We start from the raw sequence: 23,449 nt of genomic DNA, 5'->3' as shown, positions 1-23,449 counted from the left end.
GAGAACTGTTTGAGGCGCCCTATCGGAGCCGGAATGCCTTCATGACCCGCAGGCTTCGGCTCATGAACTTCGCGTAGCCCTCGTCGTCCATGCCGAGCGACGGCGCCATCGGCAGCAGCCGCTGCTGAGCGACCGTCTGCGCCTCGGTGTACTTGAGGATGCCCTCGGAGCCGTGGCGGCGGCCGAGGCCGGAGTCCTTCATGCCACCCATGGGCGACTGGACACTGCCGTACGCGGGGGCGTAGCCCTCGTTGACGTTGACGGTGCCGGTGCGCAGCCGCGCCGCGACCGCCCGCCCCCTGCGCCCGTCCTTGGTCCAGACGGACGAATTGAGGCCGTACGGCGTGGAGTTGGCGAGCTCGACGACCTCGTCCTCGGTCTTGAAGCGGTAGAGGGAGACGACGGGCCCGAAGGTCTCCTCGGCGCAGACGGCCATGGGAGCTTCCACCCCGTCGAGGATGGTGGGCTCGAAGAAGTAGGGGCCGATGTCGGGCCGGGCCACACCACCCGCGACGAGCTCGGCGCCCTTCGCGACGGCCTCCTCCACATGCCGCGTCACCGTCTCCAGCTGCCGTTCCCCGACCAGCGAGCCCATGTCGGCCCCGTACGCGAGGGACGTGCCGAGCCGCATGGCCTTGGTCCGCGCGGCGAACCGCTCCGCGAACACATCCGCGATGGACTCATGGACGTACAACCGCTCGATGGATATGCAGAGTTGGCCGGCGGAGGAGAAGCAGGCGCGGACGGCGCCCGCGGCGGCCTTGTCGATGTCGGCGTCCTCGAGGACCACCATGGCGTTCTTGCCGCCGAGTTCGAGGGAGACTCCGACGAGGCGGGCGGCCGCGCCCTGGGCCACCTCGCGTCCGGTCCGCGTGGACCCGGTGAACGAGACGTAGTCGGCGTGCTTGACGACCTCGGGTCCGACGACCGGACCGTCCCCGATGACGACCTGGAAGACCTCGGCGGGCAGCCCGGCCTCGATGAGCAGGTCGCGGGCCCACAGGGCGGTCAGGCAGGTCTCGGTGTCGGGCTTCATCACGACGGCGTTGCCCGCGACGAAGGCGGGGAGCGCGTCGCCGACGGACAGCTCCAGCGGGTAGTTCCAGGGCGCGATCTGGCCGACGACGCCCCGCGGGTGGCGCAGCTCGGTGACCTTGGTGAGGGTGGGGACGGCACCGGTGTGCCGCTTGGGACGCAGGTACGACGGCGCCCTGCGCCCGTAGTGCCGGGCGGCCACGACGACGGCCTGCACCTCCTCGTGCGCGTGCAGGCGGGCCTTGCCGGTCTCCAGCTGGATGAGGTCGAGCACCTCGGCCTGGCGGGCGAGCACCAGGTCATGGAAGCGGAGGAGGACGGCGGCGCGCTGCCGCACAGGGGTGGCGCCCCAGGCGACCTGAGCCTTACGCGCCCGCGCGAAGGCCTCCGCTACATCCTCGGGAGTGGACTCGGGCAGGTCCGCCAGCTTCTCGCCGGTGAACGGCGTGTGGTTGGCGGTCCGTCCGGACCCGACGACACCCTTCGTGAGCTGCGCGACCAGCTCGGGCGTGACGACGTCGACGGCGGTGCGGGCCCCTGCGGGCGCGGGGGCGAGGGGGTTGGTGCCGACCGGGGCGGCAGCAGCGGTGGTGTCGTCCGTGCCGGGGGCTTCGGAACCGAGGGTTTCCGTACCGGTGTCTTCCGTGGCCTGCTCCGCGGCCTGCGAGTCCGTCATGAGGCGCAGGGTATGCCTGCCCGGCGCCTTTGGGTACCCGTCGGTAATGGCCTTTCACGGAGTACACACACGGCGCCAGTGATCGCTGGCAATAAAGTGCCTGATCAGGGCGTTGCTGGTCCAGCGATCACGGGTTGGTCACTCTGCCGGATCTCCGACGGAGCCCTCTTGGCCGTCATCGGCCGGGCGTACGGCGAACCCCGACGTGTCCAGCTCGAAGTCGAACGGCGCGGGCAACGAGGCAGCCCTGCGCATGCAGTTCGGCGGCCGCGATGTGACCCGGGCCCAGCTCAACCACCTCGTCGAGACGAGCAAAGAGCCTCACATCACCCTTCGCGTTATCCCTTCGACGGCACCTCGTTCCCCACCGCCGGCCATGGCCTGGACTGCGCTTACGGCCCCGTAACCGACCAGGACAAACTCAGTAGTTGGACGTACTACTTGGCACATCTCTACGCCAAGTACGAACTGCCCCCGATCCTGCTGGTGGTGTGCCAGGACAAGGGCACGGCGTCCTGGGCGGCGAACCCGATCCGCATCGGCCTGCCGGTCCACACCAGCGTGGCGGTGTTCCCGCTGGTCCTGGGCCCCGACAATCTCCCCGCCATCATCGACCCGGACGAGGCGGCCCAGGACCTGCCCCTGTCGGTCTTCTCCGCTCTCACCCACGCCAAGGACCCGGCCCTCCCTGCGATACTGGAAACGCTGGCGACGGCACTGGCCAACGTCGGCGGCGAGACCGCGGCGGACTGGGCGGAATTCACCGAGATCGGCCTGGGCAACACTCAGGCCTGCGCACTCTGGAGGCACCTGATGACCATGCGCGCCAGCCGCTTCCCCGGCAGCGGCACCCTCATCGAGGAAACCCGACTCAAGGGCCTCGCCGAAGGCCGCGCCGAAGGCGAGGCCCGAAGCCGCGCCGAGGACATCCTCCGCATCTTCACCCTCCGCGGCATCGACGTCCCCGAACCCGTCCGCGAGCGCATCACCACCTGCACCGACCTGGACACCCTCGGCACCTGGTTCGACCGGTCCCTGACGGTTTCGGCGGCAGAGGATCTGTTCACAGCAGGATGAATCCTCGCCGCCTTTGCAAGACCTTTAGATGACTGGCGGGCGGTCGCACCCACCTACGACGGGCTCCCCCTCTGCAGCACCTGTTCGCTGACGTTGCCGTCAACTACGGTGACCGTCTCGGTCTTGGTCTTGCCGGTTTCAGGGTCGGTGGCCACGACCTTGTCGCCGATGTCGACGTCCTTGATCTTCTTCGTGGTGCCGTCGGCCATCAGCACCCTGGTGTCGGGTGTAAAGCTGTTGCACTCCTTGGCGACCTTCTCGGCCGCCTCCGCGGCCTTCTTCCCCTTGCGCCAGTCCTTGACCCTGTAGAGCTTCTTGCCCAGCCCGACGATCCGCTTCCCCAGCGCATACGCCTTGTCCACCCGGTACCAGTACTTCGACACCAGCCGGCCAACCGGGCCACCGCTCACAAGTGAGGAGACGATGTTGACCGCGGTCGCTCCGCAGGAGCCGAGACTCCCCGTGGTGAAGCAGTCCAGCGCGTCCTTGATGCCCAGCTCGTCGGCGATGATCTTGCCGAGTTCCTTGGCGATGGCGATCGCGCGCTGCTTGGCCGCGTCCTCCTTCGCGCGGGCTTCGTCCGCCTTCTGCTGGGCGGGCGTGTACGTCGCGCCGTAGTCGGGGGTGTCAGCGACCGCCCCCCGGTGCTTCGACGGCCCCGGTCCGCACTCGTTCCATCCGCCCACGCAGTCCGCGAGCCGCAGACTCGACGCGTCACTGAAACTGACGGGGCTGTTGTTGGCGTAGGCGTAGCCGTTGATCTGCTGCGGGTCTGTGTAGTCGACGATCGGGTCGGCCGAGATGAAGCGGCCGGTGTCCGGGTCGTACTCGCGTGCCCCCAGCGTGGTCAGGCCCGTGGAGGAGTTCGAGGACGCGATGAAGTCGATCACCGATGCCCTCGGGCAGACGGTGACGATCGTCTCGCTCTCGTCGTACGAGGGTGAGGGCGCCCAGGAGACCATGTCCTCGGTCTCCGACGCGATCAAGGGGTGCGCGAGCGGGTTCACTGTCACGCCGAAGGGCGGTGCGAGGGCGGCACCGAGAAGTTCACCAAGGTCGCGGCCGAGAAGGCGTCCGGCACCGGTGACGAGTCCGTGGCCTTCGCGGCGACTGGGGACGCGGACGGTGATGACGTCGTCGTGCACGCCGAGGTCATACGGCACGGCAACACGATCGCCACGTACTACGCCTTCAGCCTGGCGGCCTTCTCCGGCGAGGACGGCGCCGACGCCGGTGACTACGACATACCCGCGGAGATCATCAAGGGGCAGGCCGCCAAGCTCGCCTGAGCCCCAGCCCCTGCCTCGGCGCCCAGCCCAAAACCTGAGGCACCCTCCTGGGCCCCCTCCCCGGAGGTGGCCTCACAGCTTGTCGATGTCCAAGTTCGCGATCGCCGCGTTGGCGACTTCACGGCCCCGGGCCGTGAAGTCGCCCTTGCCCGGGTAGCTGATCGTGAGCTTGTACATGTCCCCCGCCGCGGACTTGTAGTAGAAGATCTTCAGTTCGCGGGGGCGGGGGTTCTGGCTGTCGGTGGTCGTGTAGACGACCGTGTTCTCGGCGGCCTCCTTGCCGTGGTACGTCGCCTCCCTGTCCGGGGTCGTGTTCGGGTTCTCGGGCATGCTCAGCTCGTACGCGCCGCTGTCCTTGAACTCGCCGTCGTCGGCGTACATTTCGGCGCTCGCGGAGCCCTTGATCTCGTGGCTGGTGTCCTCGGACTTCTTTGCGAGGTTCAGGCCGATCCAGATGCTGCCGCTCCAGTCGGTGTACGTCACCCAGTTCTTGTCCTTGCCCGTGGCGTCCTTCTCGGGCCTGCCCACCTGGTAATCCGCCGGCACGGCCAGCGTCGCGCCCAGCGCCTTCTCCTGCCGCTTCTTCCAGCCGTCCGGCAGCGGGCCCGCGAAGGGGTTCGCGATCACCAGGTACGCCGCCACCGCCGCCGCGACGACCGCCGCGCCGAGGCCGAACAGGGTCTTGCGGCCGACCGGCAGCCCCTTGCCGCCCGGTCCCGCGATCTGCACGACCTGCGTCGGCGCCGGTGCCGGCGGCTGCGCGGCCGCCTCCAGGAGACGGCGGACCCGGGTCGCGTCGGGGCGCCGGGACGGGTCCTTGTCGAGCAGGCCGTTGATCACCTCCGCGAGCGAGCCGTTCGCCGACGCGGGTGGCGCGGGCGTGGAGTTGAGGACCGACTGGAGCGTGGCGGGCGTGTTGCTGCGGCGGAACGGGGAGACGCCCTCGCTCGCCGCGTAGAGCACCACGCCGAGCGACCAGAGGTCGGAAGCCGGGCCGGGCCGCTGGCCCAGCACCCGCTCCGGGGCGATGTACTCGGGCGATCCGACGAAGCCGCCGGTGTCCGTCAGATTCGTCTCGCCCTCGATCTGGGCGATGCCGAAGTCGGTGAGGACGACACGGTCGTGGCGCCCGAGCAGGACGTTGTCGGGCTTGACGTCCCGGTGCAGGATTCCTGCCGCATGGGCGGCCTCCAGGGCGCCGAGGACCTCCAGACCGACGCGCGCGGCCTCGCGGACGTCGAGCGTGCCCTCCTGGAGGGCGACGCCCAGCGAGCGGCCCTGCACCAGTTCCATGACGATCCAGGGCTGTCCGTCCACCACCGCGACGTCGTGGACGTTCACGACCGCGGGGTGGTCGAGCCGCGCCGCCGCACGCGCCTCGCGTCGCATCCGCTCGAAGGCGTTGGCGCGTTCACGCTCGGGAAGATGGTCCGGAACGCGCGGCTCCTTGACGGCGACCTCACGGTCCACCGTCTCGTCCTTGGCCCGCCAGACGGTGCCCATGCCACCGTGGCCGAGCTTGGAGAGGAGTCGGTAACGGCCGGCGATCAGTCGTCCGGCTCCCGGGTCCTGTGCCTCTCGCTCGGGCACGACCTGGGTGGGTGCGGCATAGGGATTGCCCGGATACGGGACGCCGGGCTGCTGCGAAGGCACGCCCGACTGTTGTGCCGACCCGCCCGACTGCTGTGCGGGCACCCCCGACTGCTGCGCGGGCACACCCGGCCGCGGCGGTTGCAGACCGAAACTGGTTGGCTCGTCGGACCCGTAAGGGGCTCCCCCGTTGTTGCTCATAGGTCCATCTCTATCGCGGCAAGCGGTTCGGCTTCCAGCCCGATCGCTCTCCGGTCACAGACCCGTGACGCGGGCCGCCTCTTGTACGCCGATTACGTGCGTACGACGGTGCCAGCCCAGGACCGCACGAAGGTGCCAGCCCAGGACCGCACGAAGGTGCCCGCCCACGACCGTACGAGGGCACCCGCTCGTACGTGGGCACCCGCTCACGACGCCACGAACGTGTCCACCGCCACGTCGAAGTACTCCTTCGCCTCCGTCACCTTCCCGACCGGCGCCGAGACCCACACGTCGTACATCCGGCCGCCCTCCTCCCAGCACACGTCGTACGTGTGCCGTGCGCCCTCCGCCTTGCTGAAGCCGTTCCAGGTGAACTCCCAGAGCGCGGCGGGCCGTCCGTTGTGCGTGGTGCTCGTGACGGTGCCGTCGCGGTAGCCCGGGTTCGTGGAGGGTCCCTCGGTGTCCGCCCGGCGCATCACCGCGAGCGGCCCGCCCGTCTCGGGATCGGCGACCTTGATGCCGATGCGGAAGGTCTGCCCCGGTGACATGTAGAAGACGCGCTCGCCCTGCGGATCGCGCGTGAAGTCGTCGGGCACGGCGAGCGAGAAGCCGTTCGGATCCGGTGCGAGGCGGTAGCCCGAAGGCGCCTTGCGACCGGTTGTGGTCGGTGTCTGCTGCCGGGTCACGGTGACGGTGGGCGCGGGGCTCGCGGGAGCCGGCGTCGGCTTCGACGCGCTCGCCGACGTACCCGCCGTGGACCGCGACGTACTCGTTGGGGACGGCGTACCGCCCCCGCCGTCGTTCATCAGCAGCGCCGCCGCCGACACCCCCGCCCCGGCCATCGCCGCGACCAGTGCGGCGGCGACGAGGACGCCTCGCGTGGAGGGCTTCGGCGGGCGCTCCGGCACGGCGGCAGGAGGCGGTGGCGGCGAGGGCACGGGCTTCGGCCTCGGTACGTCGCGCTGCGTGGGCGTGTAGGGGGTTTGCAGCCGTGGCGTACGGCCCGTGTCCCAAAAGGCGCGCAGCATCCGCTCCGCCTCCCCCGCGTCGAGCCGCCGCTCGGGATCGCGTTCCAGCAGCCCCCGTACGACGGGCAGCAGCGGCGCGGCCTGGGCGGGCGGACGGATCTCGTCGACGACGACCGCGTGCAGGATGCCGCCCAACGAATCCCGACGGAACGGCGATTCGCCACTCAGGATGGTGCACAGCAGCGCGCCCAGCGACCACAGGTCGGACTCCGGGCCCGTCCTGACCCCGGACATCCGCTCGGGCGCGGTGTATTCGGGTGAGCCGACGAACGCCCCGCTCTCGGTGAGCGTCGTCGCGCCCGCGACCTGGGCGATGCCGAAGTCGGTGAGGACGACACGGTCGGTGCCCGCCTCCATCAGGACGTTGGCGGGCTTGAGGTCCCTGTGCAGAACGCCCGCGTCGTGCGCGCGGCGCAGCGCGCCCAGCAGGTCGATGCCGATGCGGGCGGCCTCGCGCGCGTCGACAGGTCCCCTGCTGGAGATCCGTTCGGCGAGCGAGCCGCCGTCGATCAACTCCATGACGATGTACGGCCGTTCGTCGTCCACGACCACGTCGTGCACGACGATGATGTGCGGGTGGTGCAGCTGCGCGACGGCGCGGGCCTCGCGCAGGGTGCGGTCGCGCTGCTGCCGGGCCTCGTCCTCCGAGAGCGAGTCGTCGACCGTGAGTTCCTTCACCGCGACCCGGCGGCTCAGCAGTTGGTCGGTGGCGCGCCATACGACGCCCATGCCGCCCCGCCCGATCCTGGCCTCCAGCCGGTAACGGCCTGCGAGCACCCGGACGTTCTCCCCCTCGGTCCCCATGGGCCCCATCATGCCGCACCGGACGCAGACCCTCCGGGCCCCGGCTCCGCGGTGGCTGTTATCCGGCCTTACCCGGCCTTGGGACGCCAGCCGCGCAGGATCGCGTCGAACTGCTGACGTGCGGTGTCCCAGTCCGTCGCGGGCGCCGACATGTAGATCGCGTACTCGACGCCGTCACGGTCGAGATACGTCTGCTCGATCGCCCGGCGCTGCCCCGGGAACGGCGTCTGCTTCGGCAGCGCGGTCCAGGTGAAGTCCCACAGCGAACCGTGGCAGTCCCGGAAGGTGTTGGACTGCAGGCTCACCCGCTTGTAGTCGGCCAGCTTCGTCAACTGCTGCTCGAGGTCAAGCTGGTGCATGTACGGGTTGTCGAAGTCGGGCGAGTCGTCCACCGCGATGCGTACGAAGTGCTTGCCGCCGTCGGGCGTGTAGTCGACCTGGGTGCCGTTGGCCTGCCGCTTCCAGCTCTTACTGGGCAGGGCGAGGCTGAAGCCATCGACGTCGTCGACGCGCACCCAGCTGCTGGGGACGGCCCCTTCTGCCGTCGGCTGCGCGCTCTTCGTGCCGTCCTGTGTGTCCTTCTGGCCGCTCCCGACCGTGCTGCCGGTGGAGGAACCGGCGTCCTTCCGCCAGTCGTCCGCGTACTTCATGGCCGCGGCGCCACCACCGCCGACGAGCGCGGCCATGACCACGACGAGCGCGATCGTGCGGCCGCGGCGACGCTTCCTCGGCATGGGACCGGCGGTGGGCAGGGGCTGATGCATGGTTGCGCCCGGGCCCCTATGGGGCGCCGGCACATATGCGGTCACCCCATGAGCTTGGCCCGGTCCGCCGCGGCCCGGGCCCTGCGTAACGGCCGTGTCCACATGTTGCGTCGGCACATACGCCTGTGCCGCCGTGGGGCGCCGCCCCTCCGCGGCCTCCGCGAGCATCTGCTCCGCCTCGGCCGCGTCGGGCCGTCCGGCGGGATCCTTGCACAGCAGCGCGGTGATGACGGGCTCCAGCGGACCGGCATGCTGCGGCGCCGCCGGCTCCTCGTCGACCACGGCCTGCATGGTGGTCAGGGGCGAGGTGCGCCGGAACGGCGACCGTCCCTCCACCGCCGTGTACAGGGTGGCGCCGAGGGCCCACAGGTCGGACGAGGGCCCCGGATCGTGGCCGCGCACCCGCTCGGGCGCGAGGTAGTCGACCGAGCCGACGATCTCGCCGGTGCGCGTGATGGTCGTATCGCCCTCGACCTGGGCGATCCCGAAGTCGGTGAGCAGCACACGCCGGTCGGCGGAGAGGAGTACGTTCCCGGGCTTCACGTCACGGTGCAGCACACCGGCGGCGTGCGCGGCCCGCAGCGCGCGCAGCACCCACAGGCCGATACGCGCCGCCTCGGCCGGTTCGACGCGCCCCTGCTCCTTGACCTCGTCGGCCAGTGAGTTGCCCTCGACCAGCTCCATGACGATCCACGGCCGGTTGTCGTGCTCCAGGACGTCGTGCACGGTGACGACGGCCGAGTGGTTGATCCGGGCGGCGGCTCGCGCCTCGGCATGGGTGCGGGCGAGCAACCGGGCCAGGTCGCCCTCGGCGACATAGAGCGCGGCGGTCAGTTCTTTGACCGCGACCGCGCGGTGCAGCACCTCGTCATGAGCGCGCCACACCCGGCCCATGCCACCGCTGCCGATGGTGTCGACAAGCCGGTAGCGGCCCGCGAGGAGCAGGCCCTGCATCTGATTCACGTTTCCCCGCAATGGTCTTGACAGGGTCAGACTAAAGAGCGGCCCCCGCGCAGGGAACCGGCGGGGTCGTACGGAGACCGCACTGTGACGGTTCTCCCTTCCGAGTACGGGAGGGAACCATTCGGTGTTCAGGGCCGGATGGCACGGTGAAAGGCTCAGCCGGTGACCTGATACGTCGCCGAAGCCTGCTCGTACAGGCGTGTCACCTCGTCACGTTCGGCTTCCGGGCCGCGCAGTTGCACCACGTGGTAGCGCCCGCCGGCGAGGATCGCGAGGTTGCGCACGTACAGCGAGCGCCCCGCGGAGTCCTGCCAGGTGAACTGCCCCTCGGCCATGGTCCGCCCGCCCACGTCGATCCGCCGCATCCCGCTGGACGTGGCCCAGGTCGAGTCCCGGAAGGGCTGCAACTCCTTCTCGTTCTCCCGCTGATACGTCATCGGATCGCTGCCGTACGTCGCCGCGCTGTCCCGGCCGGGTACGACGATGAGCTCGAAGTCCCCGTGGGAGTACACGACCTGGCCACTGCCGTTCTTCGGCGTACGGTCCCAGCCGTCGGCGACCGCGACGCGGAAGCCCTCGGAATCCTTGCGCAGCTTGAACCCCTGGGCGACATCGGGGTCCCCGGACTGCGACGTCGTCGAACTGGACGATCCGGAGGGGCTCTTGTCCTCCGCCGGAGAGGTCTGGTCGGGCCGCGGTTCACTGCTCGCCTTGCTGTCCCCGCCGGTGTCGGGGGCGGGGCCGACGTCTCCGGCCGCACCGGTCCGATCGCCGTCCGTACCGCTGCCGCGGCCGCTGCTCGACTCGGCCTTCGGCATGAAGACCATGGCGTACGTGATCGCCGCGGCCAGCAGAAGCAGGACCAGCAGGACCAGATTGCGGCCCAGCCGGCGGGGCTTGGCCGGCTTCTCCTGCTTGGCGCGCTTGTGGCGGGCGTGCGGGCTGGTCGCCGGCAGCCCGGCGCGGCGCCTGCGGACGAGCTCGCCCCGGCGCCGTACGATCGGCAGCCGGCTCGGGTCGACGGGGGGCGCCGCCACGACATGGGCCCCGGCCTCGGGCTCCGGCGCGGACCGCACGAGGGAGCGCAGCCAGCCGCGCAGTTCCTCGAATTCGAGTCGCTCGGTGGGGTCCTGGCGCAGCAGCGACTCCACGACCGGCCGGAGCGGCCCGCATTCCTCGGCGAACGCGGGCGGCTCCGCGCACACCAACTGCACCAGCTCGGCGGTGTTCTCCTCCGGGTAGGGAGCATGTCCCTGAACGGCTCGGAAGAGCAGCGCGCCCAGCGCCCACAGGTCGGTCGCGGGCCCGATCGGCGCCGCCAACTGCCAGTTCTCCTGCACCGGGTGGGCCTGCTCCGGCGCCCATCGCTCGGTCACGGGTCCCACCACGGCCATCCGCGCATGTCGGGCCCGCTCCGCGGCGAGGGCGGTGCTGGGCCCCCGGCGCGGCGGAGCCCCGGCGACGAGCTCGTCCCAACGGCCGGCCTGTCCAGGTGCGTTGTCCGGACCGCCGACGGCCGCCGGGGCTCCGGGACCGCCGCGCCCGCCGGCGGGCTGCTGCCCGGACTCGAGCGCCGGGATGCCGTTTCCGCCGGCCGAGGCGCCGTTCACGCCGCCGGGGAGCGCGGCACGCCCTTGCCCATGGTCACTGCCAGGGGCTCCGGTACGCGGCTGGGCGCCATGCCAGCTGGTGTCGCCCCCGACCCCGTACGGGTCGGCTATCTGGCCCGGGGGCGCGGTGTGGGGGCGCTGCTCGACGCCGTGACCCGGCAGCTGGGGCGGGCCGCTGTAGCCGGTGACCTGGGGTACGCCGCCGTGCCCGGAGACCTGGGGCGAACCGTCCTGCCCGGGCAGCAGGGGCGAGCCGTCGTGTCCGGGCGCCCGGCCCGCGGGTGCGGAAGCACCCGGCAGCTGGGGCGGGCCGCTGTAGCCGGTGACCTGGGGTACGCCGCCGTGCCCGGAGACCTGGGGCGAACCGTCCTGCCCGGGCAGCAGGGGCGAGCCACCGTGTCCGGGAGCCCGGCCCGCGGGTGCGGAAGCACCCGGCAGCTGGGGCGGGCCGCTGTAGCCGGTGACCTGGGGTACGCCGCCGTGCCCGGAGACCTGGGGCGAACCGTCCTGCCCGGGCAGCAGGGGCGAGCCACCGTGTCCGGGAGCCCGGCCCGCGGGTGCGGAAGCACCCGGCAGCTGGGGCGGGCCGCTGTAGCCGGTGACCTGGGGTACGCCGCCGTGCCCGGAGACCTGGGGCGAACCGTCCTGCCCGGGCAGCAGGGGCGAGCCGTCGTGTCCGGGCGCCCGGGCCGCGGGTGCCGAAGCGTCGGCGGCGTGTTCAGCCGGTGTCGAGGGCCGGGGCGCGGGCAGCGCGACCTGGTTGCTCCGTTGCTCTTCCTGTACGCGGGCGGCGGCGCGCGCTCCGGCGCGGTACGCGGCGATGGCCCCGGCGCGTGCCGCGCGGATGTCGCCCCCGGCGCCCGCCGTGCCGCCCGACCCATCTGTGCCCCCTGGTTCAAGCGCACGTCGGCCCACGCCCGCCGCGCCTCCGGCGGGCGTCCCCGGATCGGGCGTCCCCCGCTCCGCCCGGGCCTCGATCGCCGCCCGCCGCGCGGCTTCCGGATCGGCGCCCGGCGCCGTGGCCGCCACGGCCACGCCATGCGCACCACCGCCGCCGAACCCCGTCCCACTCGGGCCCCGGGCTCCGGCACCGCTGGGCCCGCCGGGCCCATTACCGCGCGGAACACTCCCGCCCACGCCGGGCGAACCGCCCTGCCCCGCCTGCCCGGTGCCACCACCGGAGCCGGCCCCGACTGCTCCCCCGCGCTCAGTCCCGACGTCCTCCCGGGCCGGTACGGGGTCGTACCCGCACAGCGCCTCCTCCGCGGCCCCGGCCGCCAGGCCGGTGAGCATCACTCGGCCGTCGTCACAGACGAGCACCGTGCGTACGGTGATGTTCCGGTGCACCCACCCGTGCGCGTGCAGCACCCGCAGCGCGGTGAGGACGTCGGAGGCGACCTCGGCGGCCCGATAGGGGCTCAGCGGCTTCTCGGTGAGCAGCGCGGCCAGCGGCCTCGCGGGCACCAACTCGCTCACTATCCACAGCGAACCGCCCTCGGCGAACACGTCGAAGACCTGGTCGAGCCGGGGATGGTCGGGGATCTGCGCGGCGGCCTGGGCGGCCTCGATCGCCCGGCGCACGGCCGGTTCGGTGGGGCGGCGCGTGGTCCGCGCGGACGGCCGCCGGACCCCGCCGTCGCGCGCCACGAACCCCTCGGGCAACCCGTCCGCGTCGAGCACCTCGGCCTCGACGACCTCCGGCAACGGCACCTGCCGTACCAGGACTTCCTGGCCGCTGTAGGTGTCGAAGGCCCGGGTCTCGGCGAGTTCGTACTCGTCGGACGGCGGCAGCGGCAGGCGGTAGCGGTCGGCCAGTACCCGTCCCGCATAGTCGTCCACGATGCCTCCCCCAGCCGACCGGTTGGTCAATTCCGTTCGCCTTGCGTTCCGTTATGGCTTCGTACGGTCCGCAACCACTCACGATACGTGCCGGAGGCAACCCGCAAAGTGGGGATGCGAGATCTCAGGGCCCCCATCCGTGGCGGAACGTCACATCGGCGAGCGGTACGTCACGACTTCGGCTGGAACGTCTTGGTCAGCGTCCTCCACGTGTCCTTGCGCAGCCCGCTGTCCCAGTTGGACGCTTTCGCCGTGTACATCAGCGCGTATCCCTGATGCGAGTTGACGACGAATCCCCGGTCGATCGACCGGTACTTGGTGCCACCGTCCGTGTAGGTGAACTCCCAGTCGGCCGTGTTCCAGTCGCGGTAGTCCACCTTCTCGATGCGCACCCGCGTGTACTGCGAGCGCGTCATGTACCGCTCCTGGTTCTTCCAGTCCGCGACCGGGTCGTCCTTGGGCGTGGTGGTCCAGCCGATCAGGAGCTTCTGCCCGTCGGGGCCGGTGAACCGGGCTCCCCCGGAGTCCGTGGACTGGTACTTCCACCCCTTCGGCAGCCCGATCGAGAACCCCTGACCGCCCTTGTACGTGGACACGTCGGTGGAGTCCGACTCCTTGCCGCCGTTGTCCGCACCGCTCGACGCGCTCGCACTGGCACCCGCGCTCGCCGTGGCGTTCGCGGTCTTCTCCGGGCCGGGACCCGAGGTGGCGCCCGTCTTGTCACCACTGTCCGTGTGGGCGTCGTCGCTGCTGCCCTTGCCGCCGCTTCCGGTGGTTGCCCCGCTGGACGCGGCCGCCTTGGTGCCGCCGCTCTTGTTGTCCTTCGACCCGCCGTCGTCCCCGCCGCCGAGCGTGAGCGCCAGCACGGTGCCGAGCACGGCCAGCGCCACCACCACCGCGATGATCACCAACGTCCGCCGCGGCACCACATCCGTGAGCGGCGCCCGGGGCACCGGCCGCGGCGGCCGCTCCGGAGCCACCGGCCACCCCGATCCCGAGGCCCGCCCTGCCGACCACGCGGCACCTGCGGCACCCTCAGAGCCCGTAACACCCGCCGAACCGGAGTTCACCGACGCACTGTCACGAACCCCCGCGTTTCCGGAGGAAGCCGCACCAGCCCCTGAAGCCTTCCGCAACGAATGCGGCGGCACGGAGGACGACGGCGTCGAAGGCGCCGAGGGAGACACCGACGACGACGTCTTGGCAGCGCCCGCATCCGCGGAACCCGCACCCTCACCGCCCGCCGGGCCGGAGGCCTCCGATCCGGCGGCCTTCGCGCGCGCCGTCGCCGCCGCGGTGGCCGCCGCCGTGGCAGCCCCGGCCGCCGAGGCAGCCTTTCGCACAGAACGCAACGCCCCGCGCAGCCGATCCGCCGCCTCTTCGCCCCGCTTGGCCCCAAAACCGCCGGAACTCCCCCTGCCCGCAACCTCGTCCGGCATCGGCGGCAAGGCCACGACCTTCGTCGCGTCCGCCGGCTCCGGCACCGTCTCCTTGGGCTCGGGCGCGCGCAGCACCTCATTGAGCATCGCCCGCGCGCCCGCGTCGTCGAGCCGCTGCTCGGGGTCCTTGGCGAGCAGCCCGTAAATCACGTTCTCCAGCGGTCCCGCGTTCTTCGGCTGCTCCACGGGCTCGGTCATCACCGCGGTGAGCGTCGCGATCGCGGAACCCTTGTCGTACGGAGGTACGCCCTCCACCGACGCGTACAACAGACCGCCCAGCGACCACAGGTCGGCCGCCGGGCCGGGCTTGTGGCCACGCGCCCGCTCCGGCGAGATGTACGAGGGCGCGCCGACCAGCATGCCGGTCGAGGTGATGGACGGGTCGCCCTCGACCTGCGCGATACCGAAGTCGGTCAGCACGACCCGGCCGTCGTCGGAGATCAGCACGTTCGACGGCTTCACGTCGCGGTGCAGGATGCCCTCGCGATGTGCCGAACGCAGCACGTCGAGAATCGCCAGCCCCACCTCGGCCGCGCGCTTCGGCGTGAGCAGGCCGTCCTCGCGAATGACCTCGGCGAGCGACTTGCCCTCGACGAGCTCCATCACGATCCACGGCCTGTTGTCCTCGTCGACCACGTCGAAGACCGTCACCGCGGCGTTGTTGCGAATCCGCGCGATCGCCTTGGCCTCACGCAGGGTGCGCGTGATCAGCCGCCGCTTCTCGTCCTCGTCGATGCTCGACGGGAACCGCAGCTCCTTGACCGCGACCGTACGGCCCAGGGTCTCGTCCTGGGCCCGCCACACGGTGCCCATGCCGCCGCGGCCGAGAACATCCCCCAACCGGTAGCGCCCGGCGAGGAGACGTTCGCTCTTGTCCTGACGGGATGCTCCCGCCCGCTCCGCCTCCGACATGCGTCCCCTCATGCAACCCGCCCTGACAGAGCCTTCATTGTCCCTCACCCGACAAGCGCTCAGCGCCCAGGGGGCCCCAGAGGCGACAACCAGCCGGCCCGCGAGCCACCCGTCGGACAGGGACTGCCCCTGTGTTCGCACAGCGCCATCCCGCATGATGGGCCGCGACAAGGAAGGACCGCCGATGCCTGCGCCCCGGAAACCTCGGACACTTCTGTCCATTCCCCTCTCCCTGGCGCTGCTCGGCTTGGCTCAGACGGGTTTGCTGGGCCTGACCCCGGCCGCCTCCCAAGGCCCCGCCACCCCGGCCTCGGACGCCGCCCTCGCCCTTCTCGTCACCCGCGGCAAGGCCCCGGCAGCCGCCCTGCTGGCCCGCGAGGAGACGGGCTCGCGCTTCGCCAGTGCCGGTGACGGGATATCCCGCTCCGACCACTTTCGCGCGGGCAGCATCACCAAAACGTTCATCGCGACGGTCGTCCTGCAACTCGCCGCCGAACACCTGCTCTCCCTGTCCGACTCCGTGGACGATCACCTCCCCGGCCTGGTGCGCGGCGCGGGCAACGACGGACGCCGCCTGACCCTGCACGACCTGCTCACCCACACCAGCGGCCTGTACGACTTCACCGCGGACACCAAGGGCACCACCCCCGTCACCCCACTTCAGGCCGTACGCATCGCGCTCACCCACCCCCCGGCCGACCGCGGCCGCTTCGCCTACTCGAACACCAACTACGTACTGCTCGGCATGGTCGTCGAGCAGATCACCGGCCACTCGTACGCCGTCGAGGCCGAGCGCCGCATCATCACTCCGCTCCGTCTGACCGGCACCTCGTTCCCCGGAGCCCGCACCTCGCTGCCCTCGCCGCACGGCCGCGCATACGCCGCCGACGGATCCGACGTCACCGAACTCGACCCGCGCGTGGCCGGCGCGGCGGGTGAGCTCATCAGCACGCTCGCCGACCTGGACCGCTTCTACGCGGCCCTGCTCGGCGGCGATCTGCTGCCCTCGCGCCGGCTGCGCGAGATGCTCGACACCCGTGCCGCACACGGCTCGTACGGCATGGGCCTGTTTCCCGTGAAGCTGCCGTGCGGCACCACGGTGTGGGGGCACAACGGCCGTATCTCCGGCAGCTACGTGCGCACCGCGGCCACCGTCGACGGTCGTCGTGTCCTCACCTTCCGGGTGAACACGGACGGGATGGCAGATCCGGACCTCGAACCCGCGCTGCTCGCTGCCGAGTTCTGCCCCCGCACCTCGTAGAACGGACGGGTTCCGAGCAAAGATCCCAGCTCACGACACCCGTTCGAGTGACATCCGGGTGGGCAGAGCCGGCTACAGCGGCACGATGTCGGGGGCTCCCAGCCGCGCCGCGTCCGCCGTCAGGTCGTCCGGCTGACGCTGGGACTCCCGCTCGGCCTCGACCCGCTTCTCGTAGTGCTCGACCTCGCGCTCGATCTGGTCCTTGTCCCAGCCGAGGACCGGCGCCATGAGCTCGGCGGCCTCGCGGGCGCTGCGCGTGCCGCGGTCGAAGGTCTCGATCGAGATGCGGGTGCGCCGGGTCAGCACGTCGTCCAGGTGCCGGGCGCCCTCGTGCGAGGCGGCGTAGACGATCTCCGCCCTGAGGTAGTCCTCGGCGGCCGGCAGGGGCTCGCCCAGGGACGGGTTGTCGGTGATGAGGTCGAGAACCTCCTCGGCAAGCGATCCGTACCGGTTCAACAGGTGCTCCACGCGGACCACATGGATCCCGGTGCGCTGCGCGATCCGCGCTCGCGCGTTCCACATCGCCCGGTACCCCTCGGCGCCGATCAGCGGAATGTCCTCGGTGACGCACTCGGCGACCCGCTGGTCGAGGCCGTGCACCGCCTCGTCCACCGCGTCCTTGGCCATCACGCGGTACGTCGTGTACTTGCCGCCCGCCACGACCACGAGCCCCGGCACCGGATGGGCCACGGTGTGCTCGCGCGACAGCTTGCTGGTGGCCTCGGACTCTCCGGCCAGCAGCGGGCGCAGCCCCGCGTACACGCCTTGTACGTCGTCGCGGGTGAGCGGCACCGAGAGCACCGAGTTCACATGCTCGAGCAGATAGTCGATGTCCGCGCTGGACGCCGCCGGGTGGGCCTTGTCGAGGTCCCAGTCGGTGTCGGTGGTGCCGATGATCCAGTGGCGCCCCCACGGGATCACGAACAGCACGGACTTCTCGGTACGCAGGATCAGGCCCGTGGAGGAGTTGATCCGGTCCTTCGGCACGACCAGGTGTATGCCCTTGGACGCCCGTACGTGGAACTGCCCCCGTTCCCCCACCATCGCCTGGGTGTCGTCGGTCCACACACCCGTGGCGTTGACGATCTGCTTGGCGCGGATCTCGTACTCCCCGCCGCCCTCGACGTCCTGCACCTTGGCTCCGACAACGCGTTCGCCCTCGCGCAGGAAGCCGGTCACCCGCGCGCGGTTGGCGACCTTCGCGCCGTACGCGGCCGCCGTACGCACCAAAGTGGCCACATAGCGGGCGTCGTCCATTTGCGCGTCGTAGTACTGCAGGGCGCCGACCAGCGCGTCCTTCTTCAAGGCGGGAGCGACGCGCAGGGCGTGACCGCGGGTCAGATGACGGTGTGTGGGCAGTCCGCGTCCGTGGCCGCTCGATATCGACATGGCGTCGTAGAGGGCGACGCCCGTGCCCGCGTACAGCCGCTCCCAGCCCTTGTGCTGGAGCGGGTAGAGGAACGGGACGGGCTTGACGAGGTGCGGCGCGAGCCGTCCGAGAAGCAGCCCACGCTCCTTCAGGGCCTCGCGCACCAGCGCGAAGTCGAGCATCTCCAGATAGCGCAGGCCGCCGTGGATCAGTTTGCTGGACCTGCTCGACGTGCCCGATGCCCAGTCACGCGCCTCGACCAGGCCCGTGGACAGGCCGCGTGTCACGGCGTCGAGCGCCGTACCCGCACCGACCACGCCCGCGCCGACGACCAGCACATCCAGCTCGCGCTCGGCCATTCCCGCCAGTGACTCGGCGCGTTCCGCCGGCCCCAGTGTCGCTGTCCTCACCGCTGCCTCCCGCTGTCTGTCGCGCCGGCCGCACCTGTCCGGCTGGGCCCGGCTCGCATCCCCCTCCTCAAAGTCTGACCGCCTTGCCCGCCTTCGGCCACCGTCCACCCTCAGCCTGTGGACAACTTCGGCGACTCGCAAGGAATCAAGGTCGAACAATCCAGCAAATCGGTCATATTTACTCCTAGTCTGACATTGCGCTCGCCCATCCTGTCCACAGGGCTTGCGCACCTGTCCCGCTTCGGTTACTGGGAAGGACGGCCCACGCCATGCCCGCAGATCTCGCCGTCATCGGACTCGGTCATCTCGGCCTGCCCCTGGCCCAGGCCGCCGTCACCGCCGGCATCCCCACGCTCGGCTACAAAACGGGGCCGGAAGGCGGCTCCCTCACCCCCGCAGAACTGCGCCGGATGCTCTCGGGGGGCTTCCGGCCGACCACCAACCCGGCCGAACTCGGCCGCGTACGCACCGCGGTCATCTGCGCGCCGACCCCCTGGGGCGCTGACGGCGGTCTCGATCTGAGCCAGGTGGAGGCCGCCGCCCACACTCTGGCAGCGCGGCTGCGCCCGCACACCACGGTGATCCTGGAGTCGCCCGTGCACCCCGGCACCACGGAGGAATTCCTCCGCCCGCTCCTCGAAAAGGGCTCCGGGCTGCGCGCGGGGCGCGACTTCCACCTCGCGTACTCACCCAGCCGGGTCGATCCCGGCAACCGCGACTTCGGTCCCGCCAACACTCCCAAGGTCATCGGCGGTCTGACCCCCGCGTGCACCGAGTCGGCCGCCGCCTTCTACGGTCGCCTGACCGACAAGGTGGTACGCGCGCGTGGACCACGCGAAGCGGAAACGGTCCAGCTCCTGGAGACCAACTACCGGCACGTCAACATCGCCCTCGTCAACGAGATGGCCGTGCTCTGCCACGACCTGGGCGTCGACCTGTGGGACGTCATCCGCTGCGCCGAGACCAAGCCGTTCGGCTTCCAGGCGTTCCGGCCGGGGCCCGGCGTCGGCGGCCACGGCATCCCCCAGGACCTGACCGGCCACTCGGGGCGCACTCTGCGGATGGTCGAACTGGCCCAGCAGGTCAACAACCACATGCCCCAGTACGTCATTCAGCGCGCCGCCACGCTCCTCAACGAGCACGGGAAGTCGGCCCGCGCCGCGCGCGTGCTCCTCCTCGGCGTCACCTACAAGCCCGACCTCGCCGACCAGCAGGGCTCCCCCGCCCACGAGATCGCGCTGCGCCTGATGGAACTCGGCGCGTCCGTCAGCTACCACGACCCGCACGTCCCGGCCTGGCGCGTCCTCGGTCACCCCGTCCCGCGCGCGGACTCCCTCTACGAGGCCGCGGCCGACGCCGACCTCACGATCCTGCTCCAGCAGCACCGCACCTACGACCTGCAAGGGCTGTCCGTGAAGGCCCAACTGCTGCTCGACACGCGGGGGGCGACCCCGACCGGGGCGGCGCACCGTCTCTGACCTCCCCGAAATCTCCTCACAGGTTGTCACTCCGGCCTGCTAATGTGCGGCAGCTCTCGCACACAAGTGCGCCCGCGTCCCGGGCGCCTCAGATGTGCGCGTGCATCCGCTTACATCCCTGGCGCACACGCGTGCGCTGACGTCCCTGGGGGGAACCACATGAGTCAGTCGACTCCGCCGCCGTCCGGTCCGCCGGTCGACAACCCGTACGCCGGCCAGCCCGGCCAGCCGCCCGCCCCGCAGCCGGGCGCCGCCAACGCCGGCTTCCCGCAGCAGGGTGCCCCGCAGGGCGCGCCCCAGCCGGGCTTCCCCGTGGCCCCGGTCGCCCCGGCCGCTCCGGTGCGCGACAACCTCGGGCTCGGCCTTGTCGCCGCCATCGTTGCCGCCGTGGTCGCGGCGGGCGTCTACGGCGGCATCATCGGCCTCACCAAGCACGAGATCGGCTGGGCCGCCGTCGGCGTCGGCTTCCTGATCGGCCTCGCCGCGGGCCGCTTCGGCGGCCGCAACCAGATCCTGCCGATCGTCAGCGTCATCCTGTCGGTGGGCTCGGTCTACATCGGCCAGTTGGTCGGTGAGGCCATGATCGGCGCCAAGGAAGTCGGCATCGGCTTCAGCGAGCTGTTCTTCGACCACTTCGACGTGGTCCAGGAGGCCTGGAAGGCCCAGGCCGACCCGCTGACCTTCGTCTTCTTCGCGATCGCGGCGTACGTGGCGTTCCAGAGCACGCGAAAGGCCGGTCAGTAACCGCAAAGCGGTACGCGAAAGGGCCCGTCCACCACTTGGTGGACGGGCCCTTTCTCCGTATTCGGGACGCGGGTCAGCGCTTGTGCTGCGAGTCCGCGACCGTCACCTCGACGCGCTGGAACTCCTTGAGCTCGCTGTAGCCGGTGGTGGCCATGGCGCGGCGGAGAGCGCCGAAGAAGTTCATGGAGCCGTCGGGGGTGTGCGAGGGGCCGGTGAGGACCTCCTCGATGGTGCCGACGGTGCCGAGGTCGACCTTCTTGCCGCGCGGCAGCTCCTCGTTGACCGCCTCCATGCCCCAGTGGTGGCCCTTGCCGGGCCCGTCGGTGGCACGGGCCAGCGGGGAGCCCATCATCACGGAGTCGGCGCCGCAGGCGATCGCCTTGGGGAGGTCGCCGGACCAGCCGACACCGCCGTCGGCGATCACGTGCACATACCGGCCGCCGGACTCGTCCATGTAGTCGCGGCGGGCCGCGGCGACGTCCGCGACGGCGGTGGCCATCGGGACCTGGATGCCCAGTACGTTGCGCGTGGTGTGCGCGGCGCCGCCGCCGAAGCCGACGAGGACACCGGCCGCGCCGGTGCGCATCAGGTGCAGGGCGGCGGTGTACGTGGCGCAGCCGCCGACGATCACCGGGACGTCCAGCTCGTAGATGAACTGCTTCAGGTTCAGCGGCTCGGCGGCGCCGGAGACGTGCTCGGCCGACACCGTCGTACCGCGGATGACGAAGATGTCCACGCCCGCGTCCACGACGGCCTTGGAGAACTGCGCCGTGCGCTGTGGGGACAGGGCCGCGGCGGTGACGACGCCTGAGTCGCGCACCTCCTTGATGCGCTGCCCGATCAGCTCCTCCTTGATGGGAGCCGCGTAGATCTCCTGGAGGCGGCGGGTCGCGGTGTCCGCGTCCAGCTCGGCGATCTCGTCGAGCAGGGGCTGCGGGTCCTCGTACCTCGTCCACAGGCCTTCGAGGTTCAGGACGCCCAGGCCGCCCAGCTCGCCGATGCGGATCGCGGTGGCCGGGGAGACGACCGAGTCCATCGGGGCGGCCAGGAAAGGCAGCTCGAAGCGGTAGGCGTCGATCTGCCAGGCGATCGAGACCTCCTTCGGGTCTCGCGTACGGCGGCTCGGGACGACGGCGATGTCGTCGAAGGCGTACGCCCGGCGGCCGCGCTTGCCGCGCCCGATCTCGATCTCAGTCACGTGTGTGGCCTTTCCCTCTTCGCTTCTGCGCCTCCCAGTATCCCCGACGCCTACGCCAAGGGCGGCCCCGGAACCTCCGGGACCGCCCTGCACGCGCGCGTGGATGCCGTTTACGGCACCGTACGACTACTTGTTACGGCTGTAGTTCGGCGCCTCGACCGTCATCTGGATGTCGTGCGGGTGGCTCTCCTTGAGACCCGCCGAGGTGATCCGGACGAACCGGCCGCGCTCCTGCAGCTCCGGAACGGTACGGCCGCCGACGTAGAACATCGACTGGCGCAGACCGCCGACCAGCTGGTGGACGACCGCGGAGAGCGGACCGCGGTAGGGCACCTGGCCCTCGATGCCCTCGGGCACGAGCTTCTCGTCGGAGGCGACGCCCTCCTGGAAGTAGCGGTCCTTGGAGAAGGAACGCTGCTCGCCACGGGACTGCATGGCGCCCAGGGAGCCCATGCCGCGGTACGACTTGAACTGCTTGCCGTTGATGAACAGCAGCTCGCCCGGAGACTCCTCGCAGCCCGCGAGCAGCGAGCCGAGCATCACCGTGTCGGCGCCCGCGACCAGGGCCTTCGCGATGTCACCGGAGTACTGCAGGCCACCGTCGCCGATGACCGGGACACCGGCCTCCTTGGCGGCGAGCGACGCTTCGTAGATGGCCGTCACCTGCGGTACGCCGATGCCGGCTACCACGCGGGTCGTACAGATGGAGCCGGGACCGACGCCGACCTTGATGCCGTCGACGCCCGCGTCGATGAGCGCCTGCGCTCCGTCACGGGTGGCGATGTTGCCGCCGATGACGTCGACACCGGAGGAGTTCGACTTGATCTTGGCGACCATGTCGCCGACCAGGCGGGAGTGGCCGTGCGCGGTGTCGACGACGATGAAGTCGACGCCCGCCTCGATCAGGGCCTGGGCGCGCTCGAAGGCGTCACCGGCCACCCCGACGGCCGCGCCGACGAGGAGACGGCCCTCGCCGTCCTTGGCGGCGTTCGGGTACTTCTCGGCCTTCACGAAGTCCTTGACCGTGATGAGGCCCTTGAGGACACCGGCGTCGTCGACCAGCGGAAGCTTCTCGATCTTGTGGCGGCGCAGCAGCTCCATCGCGTCGTTGCCCGAGATGCCGACCTTGCCGGTGACCAGGGGCATCGGCGTCATGACCTCGCGCACCTGGCGCGAGCGGTCGGTCTCGAAGGCCATGTCACGGTTGGTGACGATGCCGAGCAGCTTTCCGCCGCCGTCGGTCACCGGCACGCCGGAGATGCGGAACTTGGCGCAGATCGCGTCGGCCTCGGCGAGCGTCGCGTCCGGGTGCACCGTGATCGGGTCGGTGACCATGCCGGACTCGGAGCGCTTCACCAGGTCGACCTGGTTGGCCTGGCCCTCGATGGACAGGTTGCGGTGCAGTACGCCGACGCCGCCCTGGCGGGCCATCGCGATCGCCATGCGCGACTCGGTGACCTTGTCCATGGCGGCGGACAGCAGCGGGATGTTGACCCGTACGTGCTTCGAGATGTACGAGGCGGTGTCGATCTGGTCGGGCGCCATGTCCGACGCGCCCGGCAGCAGCAGCACGTCGTCGTAGGTCAGCCCGAGTGTCGCGAATTTGGCGGGCACTCCGTCGACGTTGGCAGTCATGACACCTTCCCCAAATGGCCTTGATCGGTGCGGATGTCCATGCTAACGGGAAGCATGGCTCTCTCATTCCACGGTTGAGGGTGGGCTTCGGCTTCGTATGTTCGTACGGGGTCGGGGTCATCCCCGT

General features: G+C 70.9%; 16 protein-coding genes. 6 read left to right on the top strand and 10 right to left on the bottom strand.

Annotated elements, in window-relative coordinates:
* Positions 1-19: 19 nt before the first annotated feature.
* Positions 20-1,711: a succinic semialdehyde dehydrogenase gene (locus OG390_RS31600; protein WP_406172799.1), complete on the bottom strand. Its 1,692-nt coding sequence runs from the start codon at positions 1,709-1,711 to the stop codon at positions 20-22.
* Positions 1,712-1,964: 253 nt separating this feature from the next.
* On the opposite strand from OG390_RS31600, the gene OG390_RS31595 reads away from it, so the two are divergent.
* Both OG390_RS31595 and OG390_RS31590 read left to right on the top strand, forming a co-directional pair.
* Positions 1,965-2,117: a Scr1 family TA system antitoxin-like transcriptional regulator gene (locus OG390_RS31595; RefSeq protein WP_406177947.1), complete on the top strand. Its 153-nt coding sequence runs from the start codon at positions 1,965-1,967 to the stop codon at positions 2,115-2,117.
* 35 nt (positions 2,118-2,152) lie between these two features.
* On the top strand, positions 2,153-2,788 hold the full coding sequence (locus OG390_RS31590; RefSeq protein ID WP_406172798.1) for a hypothetical protein: 636 nt from the start codon (positions 2,153-2,155) through the stop codon (positions 2,786-2,788).
* 53 nt (positions 2,789-2,841) lie between these two features.
* On the opposite strand, the gene OG390_RS31585 is transcribed toward OG390_RS31590, so the two are convergent.
* A complete protein-coding gene (locus tag OG390_RS31585) occupies positions 2,842-3,801 on the bottom strand; it encodes an RHS repeat-associated core domain-containing protein (RefSeq protein WP_406172797.1) in 960 nt (319 codons plus the stop codon).
* Here OG390_RS31585 and OG390_RS31580 point away from each other — a divergent pair.
* On the top strand, positions 3,778-4,077 hold the full coding sequence (locus tag OG390_RS31580) for a hypothetical protein (protein ID WP_406172796.1): 300 nt from the start codon (positions 3,778-3,780) through the stop codon (positions 4,075-4,077). The two genes, OG390_RS31585 and OG390_RS31580, sit on opposite strands and share 24 nt — an antisense overlap.
* Before the next feature lie 72 nt (positions 4,078-4,149).
* On the opposite strand, the gene OG390_RS31575 is transcribed toward OG390_RS31580, so the two are convergent.
* From OG390_RS31575 to OG390_RS31555, 5 genes are all read right to left on the bottom strand, one after another.
* A complete protein-coding gene (locus OG390_RS31575) occupies positions 4,150-5,868 on the bottom strand; it encodes a serine/threonine-protein kinase (RefSeq protein WP_406172795.1) in 1,719 nt (572 codons plus the stop codon).
* Between the two features lie 206 nt (positions 5,869-6,074).
* Positions 6,075-7,700: a serine/threonine-protein kinase gene (locus tag OG390_RS31570; RefSeq protein ID WP_406172794.1), complete on the bottom strand. Its 1,626-nt coding sequence runs from the start codon at positions 7,698-7,700 to the stop codon at positions 6,075-6,077.
* Between the two features lie 68 nt (positions 7,701-7,768).
* A complete protein-coding gene (locus OG390_RS31565) occupies positions 7,769-9,418 on the bottom strand; it encodes a protein kinase domain-containing protein (protein WP_406177945.1) in 1,650 nt (549 codons plus the stop codon).
* A 164-nt stretch (positions 9,419-9,582) separates the two neighbouring features.
* A complete protein-coding gene (locus tag OG390_RS31560) occupies positions 9,583-12,876 on the bottom strand; it encodes a protein kinase (protein ID WP_406172793.1) in 3,294 nt (1,097 codons plus the stop codon).
* Positions 12,877-13,046: 170 nt separating this feature from the next.
* Positions 13,047-15,227 (bottom strand): serine/threonine-protein kinase, encoded by a 2,181-nt coding sequence (locus OG390_RS31555; RefSeq protein ID WP_406177943.1) that lies wholly within the window; start codon positions 15,225-15,227, stop codon positions 13,047-13,049.
* 184 nt (positions 15,228-15,411) lie between these two features.
* On the opposite strand from OG390_RS31555, the gene OG390_RS31550 reads away from it, so the two are divergent.
* Entirely contained in the window at positions 15,412-16,488 is a 1,077-nt protein-coding gene (locus OG390_RS31550) for a serine hydrolase domain-containing protein (protein WP_406172792.1), read from the top strand.
* Positions 16,489-16,560: 72 nt separating this feature from the next.
* Here the strand turns inward: OG390_RS31550 and OG390_RS31545 are convergent, their stop codons facing one another.
* Positions 16,561-18,267, bottom strand: coding sequence for a glycerol-3-phosphate dehydrogenase/oxidase (locus tag OG390_RS31545; protein WP_406172791.1), 1,707 nt, complete (start codon positions 18,265-18,267; stop codon positions 16,561-16,563).
* Between the two features lie 269 nt (positions 18,268-18,536).
* Here OG390_RS31545 and OG390_RS31540 point away from each other — a divergent pair, with 269 nt between their 5' ends.
* Complete coding sequence (locus OG390_RS31540; protein WP_406172790.1) at positions 18,537-19,745, top strand: nucleotide sugar dehydrogenase; 1,209 nt, start codon at positions 18,537-18,539, stop codon at positions 19,743-19,745.
* A 159-nt stretch (positions 19,746-19,904) separates the two neighbouring features.
* Complete coding sequence (locus OG390_RS31535) at positions 19,905-20,489, top strand: hypothetical protein (RefSeq protein ID WP_406172789.1); 585 nt, start codon at positions 19,905-19,907, stop codon at positions 20,487-20,489.
* Positions 20,490-20,562: 73 nt separating this feature from the next.
* Here the strand turns inward: OG390_RS31535 and OG390_RS31530 are convergent, their stop codons facing one another.
* Both OG390_RS31530 and guaB read right to left on the bottom strand, forming a co-directional pair.
* Positions 20,563-21,687, bottom strand: a complete 1,125-nt coding sequence (locus OG390_RS31530; protein ID WP_399077084.1) for a GuaB3 family IMP dehydrogenase-related protein — start codon at positions 21,685-21,687, stop codon at positions 20,563-20,565.
* Between the two features lie 126 nt (positions 21,688-21,813).
* Positions 21,814-23,322, bottom strand: coding sequence for an IMP dehydrogenase (gene guaB, locus OG390_RS31525; protein ID WP_406172788.1), 1,509 nt, complete (start codon positions 23,320-23,322; stop codon positions 21,814-21,816).
* Positions 23,323-23,449 lie beyond the last annotated feature (127 nt).

The sequence above is a fragment of the Streptomyces sp. NBC_00996 genome, from assembly GCF_045162675.1.
Taxonomy (GTDB): domain Bacteria; phylum Actinomycetota; class Actinomycetes; order Streptomycetales; family Streptomycetaceae; genus Streptomyces.
The sequence above is the reverse complement of the archived record's forward strand: the minus strand, read 5'-3'. Positions and strand labels throughout refer to the sequence as shown.

Bases quoted from the DNA above. Each gene is read 5' to 3' on its own strand.
- OG390_RS31570 (WP_406172794.1), bottom strand. From the start codon at position 7,700: ATGGGGACCGAGGGGGAGAACGTCCGGGTGCTCGCAGGCCGTTACCGG.
- OG390_RS31535 (WP_406172789.1), top strand. From the start codon at position 19,905: ATGAGTCAGTCGACTCCGCCGCCGTCCGGTCCGCCGGTCGACAACCCG.
- OG390_RS31540 (WP_406172790.1), top strand. From the start codon at position 18,537: ATGCCCGCAGATCTCGCCGTCATCGGACTCGGTCATCTCGGCCTGCCC.
- OG390_RS31600 (WP_406172799.1), bottom strand. From the start codon at position 1,711: ATGACGGACTCGCAGGCCGCGGAGCAGGCCACGGAAGACACCGGTACG.
- OG390_RS31595 (WP_406177947.1), top strand. From the start codon at position 1,965: ATGCAGTTCGGCGGCCGCGATGTGACCCGGGCCCAGCTCAACCACCTC.
- OG390_RS31575 (WP_406172795.1), bottom strand. From the start codon at position 5,868: ATGAGCAACAACGGGGGAGCCCCTTACGGGTCCGACGAGCCAACCAGT.
- OG390_RS31555 (WP_406177943.1), bottom strand. From the start codon at position 15,227: ATGTCGGAGGCGGAGCGGGCGGGAGCATCCCGTCAGGACAAGAGCGAA.
- OG390_RS31565 (WP_406177945.1), bottom strand. From the start codon at position 9,418: ATGCAGGGCCTGCTCCTCGCGGGCCGCTACCGGCTTGTCGACACCATC.
- OG390_RS31550 (WP_406172792.1), top strand. From the start codon at position 15,412: ATGCCTGCGCCCCGGAAACCTCGGACACTTCTGTCCATTCCCCTCTCC.
- guaB (WP_406172788.1), bottom strand. From the start codon at position 23,322: ATGACTGCCAACGTCGACGGAGTGCCCGCCAAATTCGCGACACTCGGG.